Source organism: Candidatus Desulfatibia sp. (genome assembly GCF_036446775.1).
Classification (GTDB): Bacteria; Desulfobacterota; Desulfobacteria; order Desulfobacterales; family UBA11574; genus Desulfatibia_A.
In genome coordinates, this window is sequence record NZ_JAZFTO010000320.1 from 23,999 (window position 1) to 34,356 (window position 10,358).

Annotated in this window: 8 protein-coding genes; all 8 read left to right on the forward strand. The window is 50.4% G+C overall.

Translation table 11 applies throughout. The features are described from left to right. Nucleotides 1–138: 138 nt before the first annotated feature. Nucleotides 139–633 (forward strand): Hcp family type VI secretion system effector, encoded by a 495-nt coding sequence (locus V3S16_RS15120; protein WP_413886405.1) that lies wholly within the window; start codon nucleotides 139–141, stop codon nucleotides 631–633. A 365-nt stretch (nucleotides 634–998) separates the two neighbouring features. After that, the gene (gene tssE / locus V3S16_RS15125; RefSeq protein WP_413886407.1) at nucleotides 999–1,481 is read left to right on the forward strand and encodes a type VI secretion system baseplate subunit TssE; all 483 of its coding nucleotides are present in this window, start codon (nucleotides 999–1,001) and stop codon (nucleotides 1,479–1,481) included. Beyond that, nucleotides 1,468–3,276 carry a type VI secretion system baseplate subunit TssF gene (gene tssF / locus V3S16_RS15130; protein WP_413886409.1) on the forward strand — a complete coding sequence of 603 codons (1,809 nt, stop codon included), beginning with the start codon at nucleotides 1,468–1,470 and terminating at the stop codon, nucleotides 3,274–3,276. The genes tssE and tssF overlap by 14 nt, the downstream gene beginning before the upstream one ends. After that, complete coding sequence (gene tssG, locus V3S16_RS15135) at nucleotides 3,240–4,316, forward strand: type VI secretion system baseplate subunit TssG (protein ID WP_413886411.1); 1,077 nt, start codon at nucleotides 3,240–3,242, stop codon at nucleotides 4,314–4,316. The genes tssF and tssG overlap by 37 nt, the downstream gene beginning before the upstream one ends. A 5-nt stretch (nucleotides 4,317–4,321) precedes the next feature. Beyond that, nucleotides 4,322–7,192 (forward strand): type VI secretion system ATPase TssH, encoded by a 2,871-nt coding sequence (tssH, locus tag V3S16_RS15140; RefSeq protein ID WP_413886413.1) that lies wholly within the window; start codon nucleotides 4,322–4,324, stop codon nucleotides 7,190–7,192. A gap of 39 nt (nucleotides 7,193–7,231) precedes the next feature. Then, nucleotides 7,232–9,214: a type VI secretion system Vgr family protein gene (locus V3S16_RS15145; RefSeq protein ID WP_413886415.1), complete on the forward strand. Its 1,983-nt coding sequence runs from the start codon at nucleotides 7,232–7,234 to the stop codon at nucleotides 9,212–9,214. A 12-nt stretch (nucleotides 9,215–9,226) separates the two neighbouring features. Beyond that, nucleotides 9,227–9,547 (forward strand): PAAR domain-containing protein, encoded by a 321-nt coding sequence (locus tag V3S16_RS15150; protein ID WP_413886416.1) that lies wholly within the window; start codon nucleotides 9,227–9,229, stop codon nucleotides 9,545–9,547. Between the two features lie 3 nt (nucleotides 9,548–9,550). Continuing rightward, nucleotides 9,551–10,358: methyltransferase domain-containing protein (locus V3S16_RS15155; protein WP_413886418.1), on the forward strand; the 808-nt coding region annotated here is incomplete at its 3' end.

Consider the following 10,358-nt stretch of genomic DNA (forward strand, 5'->3'; position numbering starts at 1 on the left):
GCAAACAGCGACTGGATTGGGCTCTCTATATTCCCCATACGACCCCGGAAGTTATGAGGGAATAAAGGGCTTGACCCAAAATATCATATATTTTAATGCGTTATCTACAGTTTCTAACCGCTAAAAAGGAGGAAGATAATGGCTTCGAATATGTTTATTAAATTTGATGATGTAGTCGGCGAAAGCACCGACGCAGCTCATGTCGACTGGATTGAAATCCTCTCCTGGAGTCACGGGTTTTCCCAGCCGGCTTCTCCCCTGCGAGGGTCATCGGGTTCGACCGTTGAAATGGCCAATCATTCGGACTTTAATTTTGTCAAGGCCATTGATTCGGCCACCGATGATCTAATTGGAGCATGCTGGAAAGGGCTACAGTATGAGACTGCTACCGTTGAGTGCTTTAAATCCGACGGTGGTAATGAACCGATCAAATATCTTGAGATTATTATGGACGACGTGATCATCTCCAACTTCAGCATCTCCGGCGGGGCTGGGGATCTGCCCATGGAGAATGTTTCGCTGGCATACAGCAAGATACAATACAGCTATGATCCCAAAGATAAGGAGGACGGATCCATAAGCAAAGGCGTCCAGCCCATTGTACATGACCTGAAGGAAAATACGGTGAGTTAATATCAATTGCTCCGGATATTGTTTTGATTTACCGTCGATTTTTTTCGGAAATTTGTATACCGGTGCCGGTGGGGGGCAAGGGCGTGCCGCCCCGCTGCACCGGCCGGAACGAATATGCCCTGCTTAAGAGAAACCCGGCGGGTTGGTTACATATAAAACATGTTTCCCGCTCAACCGGGATTGACGGCCAAAAACGACGATCCGTCCGGAGCGCATTAACAATCTGATTAAATTAGATAAAACCAAGAAATGAACTTGAATCTGGCGCCTGAATCGGGCCTCCGGCTCGTAGAGGCAGCCTACGCCTCGGAGGGCAAAAGTGGGCGTTCTGCCAGGTCTCGAGAGGCTAATTGAGGTTACATGTCATGCCGGTAACGAAAACCGTTTTTAAAGCCCGGGCTTCCCTGATTGACCGGCTGGTCGACCACAATCCACGGGCAAAACGGGAGAGGCGCCCTTTGAGAACACTCAGCCGAAAGAAATTAAAAGAGGCTGTTCGACGGGACCTGGTGTGGCTGCTGAATACGCGCACCTCCCTGCCGGGAACCCGTTATGACAAACGCGACCTGACGGTTATCGATTACGGAATACCGGATTTTGGCGCCTATTATACCGGCAGTGAAGCTGATCGGGAAAGACTCATCAAGCGCCTTATGCGCGCCTTGTCATTTTTTGAACCTCGGCTTACAAAGGTAAGCATCAGTATGGAACCGGTAGCGATCAACGAAAAAGCCATACGAATCGGCATTGATGCCGTACTGGTTGTCGAATCCGTTAAAACACCGGTCTCTTTCGTAACCGTGTTGCAGGAACAAAGCGCGACGGTGGATCTTAATGCGAACAGATAACGCCCAGCTGCTCGAGTATTACAGACGAGAGCTTACCTATCTGCGAAAGATGGGATTGGCTTTTGCCGAGCAATACCCTAAAGTGGCCGGAAGGCTTGAGCTGGGCCCTGACCAGTGCCCGGACCCGCACATTGAACGCCTGATTGAATCGTTTGCCTTTTTAACCGCCAGGATCCAGTATGACCTTGAAAGCGAATTTCCCCGTCTTTCAACGGCGCTTCTAGGAGCGTTATATCCGCAGTTTTCGAGCCCGCTCCCATCAATGACGGTGGCCCGGTTTGAAGTAGATCCCACCCAGGGCAAATTGACTTCCGGCCATGAAATTCCAAAACACACACCTCTGTTTGCCCAGAGTCAGCAAGGGCAGACCTGCCGTTTCAGAACCTGTTATCCGGTTGTCCTGCTGCCGGTGGCGCTGAATTACGCCGGTTTCGAGTCTACGGATAAATTCGATTTCCTGGACGCACTACCGAATGTTTCCGTGGTCTTGCGGCTTAGAATTGAAAGTCAGGCGGAACCTCTGGAAGAGCTGGATTTCAATCGCTTGCGTTTTTATCTCAACGGCGACAGGATGCTGGTTTTTTCATTGTATGAACTGCTTTTTAACCATGTCGTCAACGTAGCGATATTGCCTGAAGGATCTGACCGACCTGTTTTTCTGCCTGATGACTCCATTTTGCCGGTTGGCTTCGACATTGATGAGGATGTGCTACCCTATCCTCCCAATGCTCATTCCGGATACCGTCTGCTGCATGAGTACTTTACATTTCCGGAAAAGTTCCTTTTTTTGGATATTGATCATCTGAATCGTCACTTATCCGGTCGTTTCTTTGATATTCTTTTTCTACTGGATCAAATGCCGGCCGAGCGCTTGGTCATTGACCAGTCGACGTTTTGTATGGGATGCACCCCTATTATTAATCTTTTTAACAAAACAAGCGATCCGATTCGGCTGGACCAAAGATACTCGGAATATCGCCTCAATCCGGATAAGCGCCGCGAGAAGATAACGGAAATTCACTCCATCGTTTCGGTCTCCGCCACCGCTGATGTCAGAGAAACCTCGATGACTTTCGAGCCTTATTTTTCTTTCAATCATCTGATGGAGGAAAAAGAACATCAATCTTTTTACTTTTCCCGGAGGCAGGGGACCGGCCGCAAGGATTTGCCCGGAACAGAGATGTTTTTATCCTTTGTAGATCTTGATTTTAATCCCCGAATCCCGGCCACAACTACCGTTTTTGCGCATACACTCTGCACAAATCGACGTTTGGCCGAGGAACTGCCGGCCGGTGCGGTCCTGCAGATAGAAAAGGCCGCCCCGCTCTCGTCTATTTATACCCTCAGCAAACCTACTCCTCAGATCGATCCGCCGCTGGAAGGGGCGTCATTGTGGCGATTGATTTCGCATCTTTCACTCAATTACCTTTCTCTAAGTCAAGGGGAAGGGAGTCTCAAGGCGCTGCGGGAAATTTTGAGACTCTATTGTTTTTCCGACCACCCGGACACTCAACATCAGATTTCCGGTATTCGTGAAATGTCCACCAGGCAGGCGTTCAGACGAATCGGCCCTGATGCCTGGAGAGGTTTCTGCCGGGGAATCGAGATCACCCTGGTGCTTGACGAACGACTGTATGTGGGCAGCAGCGCTTTTCTTATGGCTGCTGTCTTGAACCGGTTTTTTCCACTTTACGGATCCATTAATTCCTTTACCCAACTGATTATCAGAAGTAAACAGAAAGAAGGAGTCTGGAAAAAATGGGAGCCCATGGCTGGGGATCAGATCATCCTTTAACGGATTTGCTCCTGGAAAAAAGCTATCGATTCGAGTTTTATCAGGCGGTCAAACTGCTGGAAATACTTAATCCTGATAAAGTTCCAACAGGAGAGGGCTCTGAACCTGAAAAGGAAGCGGTGCGTTTCAAATCACGGGTCAGCCACGATTTTCCGGCCAGCGAGATCTATGAAATAACCGGCAAGGATCATAACGCCGAACCGTCTGAAATGGAGATCAACTTTATGGGACTGGCCGGTTGCCTCGGCCCCCTGCCCATCCCCTATACAGAACTTATATTGGAACGGGCTCGGAGAAAAGACACCGCCTTTAAGGCTTTTCTTGATATCTTCAATCACCGGCTCGTTTCCATTCTGTTCAGGGTGCGCAAAACTTTTCGGATCGGTTTTGAATTCACGGCGCCCGCAAAAAGCCGCTTCGCCAGGTATCTGTTTTCATTCTTTGGTTTGGGAACGGCAGGACTTCAAGAGCGCATGAAGGTTAAGGACCGGGCCCTGCTTTACTATACCGGCTTGCTGTCCCAACAACCCCGCTCCATGAGAGGGCTGGAACATATTTTATCGGACTATTTTAACGTCAGCCTTAAAGGGGTCCAGCTTGTGGGGCAATGGTATCATATTGAAGCAGATGAGATTACGCACATAGGCATTTCCGGGCAGAATCAAATTCTTGGCCGCAGCGCGCTGCTGGGAACGCGTGCCTGGGACCATCAGGGAAAATTCGAGTTGCACTGCGAGTCCCTGAACTTTGATAAATTTTCTGCGTTTCTGCCGCCGGGTCGGTCCTACGGTCCGCTCTCTCAGTTGACGCGTTTTTATGCCGGAACGGAATTCGATTTTGACTTTATCCTGAATCTTCAGGCCCGGGAGGTTCCCCCATCAAGATTAGGGGGCTTGCAAGGCCCCAGACTCGGATGGACATCCTGGCTAAATTCCGGCAACGCCCGGGCAGAAGACGGTCGCGTAAGGCTTTCGCCCCGACTGCTTGGCAAGCTCAAAGACGCGTTCGGGTTTGATTATGAAAGAAAAATAAGAGCATAGTCGCCATGAGTTTTGACATCCAATCGCTTATCGAGAAACTGAATTCGCCCTGTCGAAAGGGGCTGGAGGGGGCGGCTGAATTATGTCTTTCCCAGACCAATTATAATGTTGAAATCGAGCATTATTTACTGAAGCTTATCGACATACCGGACACCGACATCCAGAGTCTGTTGCGTTACTACGATGTCAAAATAGCGGATATCAATCGCGAACTAACCCGATCCATTGACCGCTTCAAACGCGGCAACAGCAGAACACCGGCCCTTACCCCCCATATCCTGCGGCTGCTTGAACAGGCCTGGCTGCTTTCCTCTCTTTATATGAATGCAAACATGATCCGTTCCGGTGCTGTGTTTATGGCGCTTTTAGATAACGATATCCTCAGGGGAGTAATTTTAGAGTCGGCCCCGTCGCTGAAGCGGATACCGCGTGATTCGATTAAGCATGATATTACCGAGATCATTCGAAGCTCGAGCGAAGGGGCTTTATCGGAAGCCGCCCACGGGAGCGATTATGATGTATCATCTGAACCGGCCGATGGTTCATCTCAGACACCGGCTTTGGATCAATACACCATCGATCTTACCGTCCGTGCCAGGGACGGTAAGATCGATTCCATCCAGGGACGCGATGCCGAAATTCGACAGCTTGTCGATATACTGACCCGTCGGCGTCAGAATAATCCCATACTTTGCGGCGAAGCCGGTGTGGGCAAAACAGCCGTGGTCGAAGGTTTTGCGTTGCGTATTGCCAAGGGGGACGTGCCCCCCTCGCTGAAGACCATTTCCCTGCGCCTCTTGGATCTGGCCCTTTTGCAGGCGGGCGCCGGGATAAAGGGTGAGTTTGAAAAACGCCTCAAATCCGTGATCAATGAAGTCAAGAGTGCCGCCCGGCCGATAGTCTTGTTTATTGATGAAGCCCATACCATGATTGGTGCCGGCGGACCGGCGGGTATGGGTGATGCGGCCAATCTGCTCAAACCGGCACTGGCCCGGGGAGAACTGCGGACAATTGCTGCCACCACATGGTCGGAATACAAAAAATATTTTGAGAAAGACTCCGCTCTTGCGCGCCGTTTCCAGGTAGTCAAGGTTGCAGAGCCGGACGAGGACGCCGCCGTTGAGATGCTGCGCGGCATGGTTGCCAATCTTGAAACGCATCATAAGGTTACCATACTGGACGAGGCCGTTCGGGACGCAGTTAGACTCTCCCACCGTTATATCACCGGGCGACAGCTCCCTGATAAAGCCATCAGCGTTCTGGATACAGCCTGTGCCCGTGTGACCGTCGGTCAAAACGGTACCCCGCCCGAAGTCGAAGATGCCATTAACCGTATGGAGCAGCTCGAGCTGGAAATAGCCGTTCTTAAAAGAGAAAAAACTTCCGGCCAGGATCATGCCGACCGTATCGATGAACTGGTGGATGAACTGCGGTCGGCCAAAGAGACCAGGAAAAATTTGGAGAAACAGTGGCGAGATGAGCTCAAAGCGGTAAAGCGGGTCCTGAAGCTTCAAAAAAGCATTGCGCAATTGGCGGCGGAGGGGCGGAAAAACCTGGAAAACGATATTGAACGTCTGAGCAAAGAACTGGTTAGAGAAAAAAAAGAGCTGGAAGCCGTCCAGGAAGATACGCCCATGGTCCCGATTTTTGTGGATTCCAGAATCGTTGCCGCAGTGATATCGAACTGGACCGGCATTCCGGTGGGCAAAATGCTCACGGATGAAATCGAGACCGTGCTTACGCTTAAGGAAAAGATGCAGCAGCGGATCATCGGCCAGGACCAGGCGCTGGACGTCATATGCCGTCGCATTCGCACGTTCCGCGCCAACCTGGATGATCCCGGAAAGCCCGTGGGGGTGTTTCTGCTTGTGGGGCCTTCCGGTGTCGGAAAGACTGAAACAGCCATAACCCTGGCCGATCATCTTTATGGTGGTGATCGCAACATGGTGGTGGTGAATATGTCCGAATACCAGGAGGCCTATACGGTTTCAGGTCTTAAAGGCGCACCGCCGGGCTATGTCGGTCATGGAAAGGGCGGTGTTCTGACCGAGGCCGTGCGTCAGAATCCTTACAGCATGGTGCTTCTGGATGAAGTGGAAAAAGCGCACCCGGATGTGATGGAACTCTTTTACCAGGTCTTTGACAAAGGCAGATTGGAGGATTCCGAGGGGCTAATGGTCGATTTTAAAAACACCATAATTTTACTGACCTCCAATGTCGGATCTGAAGTTATACTGAGGGCCTGTCGTGATCCGCAAAATATGCCCGATGCAGAAGCCCTGGCGGACATGGTTCGACCTGAATTGTTGAAATATTTTAAACCCGCATTTCTGGGGCGGTTGGTGATTGTCCCCTACTATCCTCTGGCAGATGATATAATTCAAAAAATCGTCCGGTTGAATCTGGAAAAGATCCGGAATAGATTCCAGGATAATTATAAGGCGGAGCTGACCTACAGCGAGGAACTGGTCGCCGCCGTTGCTGCCCGGTGCACTGAAGTAGACACCGGTGCCCGTAATGTGGATCATATTCTGACTCAGATTCTGCTGCCGGAGCTTTCGGGAGAACTTCTTAAACGTATGGCCATTGGCGAAACCTGCACCGCGATATATGTTTACCTGGATTCTGCCGGGGAGTTTACATACCGGTTCGAGCCGCCTATACCTTTAACGGATATCACCGTGACTAATTCGCGCACCCCCGTCTCTCTTGACTGGTCGATGGCCAATAACGTTCCGGCCGATTCCCACCCACCCACCGCCGGCGACACACCGGAAGATACAGACAAGCCCCAGATATTGGATCGAATCCGCTTAAATAAACGGATAACCCCAAAAAAATCAAAGCGCTGGTTGGAGATATTCAAGCGCCGGTAAGAAGAGTTTAACGTCAAAATATCATAAAGTGAGGAAGTTATGGTTAACGAGGATCCTCCAAATAATGGAAATTTTGAGGATGAAGGGGTTGAGCCCCGGACAGCAGGTCAGGCGGATTCGCTACAGCAGGCTGCCCAGACCGGAACACCATTTTGTGAGGTCTGCGAGAAGGCGTTGACCCCCGATGAGGGGGAAGAAGAGATTGAAGAGGACGCACCGCCGGAAGATCTGGAAGATGAAGATGATGCCGAGGCCGCCGAAGATGAGGAGCCCGATGAGGAGGACGCCGCGGAGAGTGAGGAAACCTGGCTGTATGTGCTGACGCCGCTGGATGAAAGTCCCAGAAAGTTTTTTTTGCATGAAGTTGAAGGAATTGAGCAGATATCAGGGCTTTTCCATTTTAAACTCATACTTAAAACCGATGATAACAATATCGATTTTTCACAGATTTTAGGGGAAAATATTACGGTTGTTATCAAACAGTATGATGGAACCAAGCGCCATATAAACGGGGTCGTGTTTCGGTTTATTCAGGCCGGTTATGACGGTAAAATAACCACCTATTATGCCGAAATTCGTCCCTGGCTCTGGCATCTGACCCTGACATCCAACAGCAGAATTTATCAAAATCAGACCGTTCCGGAGATCATTGCCGCTGTGTTTTCAGACCTGGGCTTTACGGATTTCGATGATCGGACTTCCAGCACTTATCAACAACGAGTTTACTGTACCCAATACCAGGAAACCGCCTTTGAGTTTATTTCCCGGCTGATAGAGGACGAGGGCATATTCTATTTTTTCGAGCATACACAAGATACCCATACCCTTGTTATGGCAGATGATGCGGATGCCCATCAGGCCTGCCCGGGATTGGAGACGGCTAGTATAAGGCATGTTTTTCAGGACCAGCAGGCAACGGATAAACTGATTGACCGGTGTTCCTTTGAGCAGCAGTTGATTCCCAATAAGTTCGGAGCAGAGGATTATAACTTTGAAACACCCGATACCGACCTGCTCACCAGTGTGGACGGATCGCTGGAAGGGAATCTCAGGATATATGAGTATCCGGGCGGATTTACTACCGCCGATGACGGTGAAACCATTGCCAACAGGCGTATTGAAAGCTATGAATTGCCCCAAAAGCTTTTAAAAGGGCAGGGGTTCTGCCGGACATTCATTGCCGGATGTAAATTTGATTTGCAAAACCACGAGCGAGAGGAAATGAATGGGTCGTATGTCTTGCGCTCCCTCTCCATTTGGGCCACACAGGATCGATATACCAATACGTTCGACGCCTTTCCCGGGGATATATCCTTCAGGCCTTTCCCGATCACCCCCAAGCCCAAAATTTTCGGAGCCCAGACAGCCATGGTTGTGGGTAAATCCGGAGAGGAAATTTGGACGGACCAGTACGGACGGGTCAAGGTACAGTTTCACTGGGATCAGGAAGGGCAAAAAGATGAAAACAGTTCCTGTTGGGTTCGGGTAGCCCAGGTCTGGGCCGGCAAAAACTGGGGCACGCTGTTTATTCCCCGTATCGGTACGGAAGTTATCGTCAGCTTTCTGGAGGGGAACCCGGACAAACCGATCATCATCGGCACGGTCTACAATGCCACCCAAACGGTGCCCTACACTTTGCCCGACGATAAGAACAAAAGCACCATCAAAACCATATCCACCAAAGAGGGAACGGCCGGCAACGAGATCTGTTTTGATGACACCAAAGACAGCGAAGAACTGTATATCCACGCCCAAAAGGATATGGTCGCCGAGATAGAAAACGACCAGACGGTAACGGTTACCAAAAATCGCAGCGTTACGATCAAGGAAGAAAATGATTCCCTAACGGTTGAAAAAGGCGATCGGACCGTGACGATCAGCCAGGGCAATGAAACCCACACAAACGCGGCCGACTTTACTCAGAAAGTCACGGGGAATTTTGTTTTGGAAGTGACGGGCAATTTGACCCTTAAAGCAACCGGAGAGGTGACGATTAAGGGGGCTATGGTGAAGATAAATTAGAAGGAGGTGAAAATGCCGGGACAAGGAAGATTGGGAGATAAATCACAGGCAGCCTCGGACGCTCACGGCTGTCCTGCCTGCCCCCATCCGGTAACCGGACCAGCCGTGCAGGGTTCGCCGACTGTACTGGTTAACAATAGACCCGCTTTACGACAAGGAGACCCAGGGATTCATTCCCCTTGTTGCGGACCCAATTCATGGACAGCCGCCGCCGGCAGCGCTACGGTTTTGATCAACAATATGCCGGCCCATCGCATGGGCGATCAGGTTCAACACTGCGGCAGTTCCGGCAAATTAATTGAGGGTAGTGCGGATGTGATTGTCGGGGGATGACGTTTGCTTACGGAATTTTTTGATCAGCGGGAATTAATCTGTCCAAAGTGCCGTCGACCCGGCAAGGACACAATTGTGCAATTTCCCCTTAAATCCGCCCGGATGATTCGATCAGAGGGGGATTTTATTATTGAAGGATTCCTGGAATGTACCAATGACACCTGCTTAGAAACCTTTGCGATTGTGGAAGGTGTGCCCATCGTTGTCAAAAATTTCAAAGAGTGGCGGCGTGCGCAGAAATCCCGGTTTTTTAATATGACATTCAGATCCGCTGAAATGGAGTCTTATTTTAAATCCCTGGAAGAAACGGATCACCGGAATTTCAATGAGAAACGTCGGCTGAGCACCTACATCGAATTTCACTACAGCATCCCTTCTGATGCGCCTGTTTTCATGGCAGAACAGGCAGATCCACGGCCGTACTGGGACATTGTAACAGCAGCCGGACGACCTGGGGACGGGAATCAATATGCACGTTCGCTGGACCTGGGCTGTTCTGTGGGCCGCTACACATTTGCACTGGCAAGGTTCAGTGAAACCGCCATCGGGATGGATCTAGACTTCAGCGCTGTTTCGTATGCCGCCGGCCTTCAAAGAAATAACCATGGAAGCTTTGAGCGCCGACTGCACGGGCGCTGCTTTAAAACTACGGAAGTGTCTTTTGAGTTCCCGCAGAACGTTTTTTTCCTTGTCGCCGACGCTCTCGATCCGCCTTTCAGGGCCGGGTTCTTTGATATGGTCGCCGGTTTGAACCTTTTGGATAATGTAAAATTGCCTCTGGTGTTGCTGGGACAGATGGACGCTCTTCTCG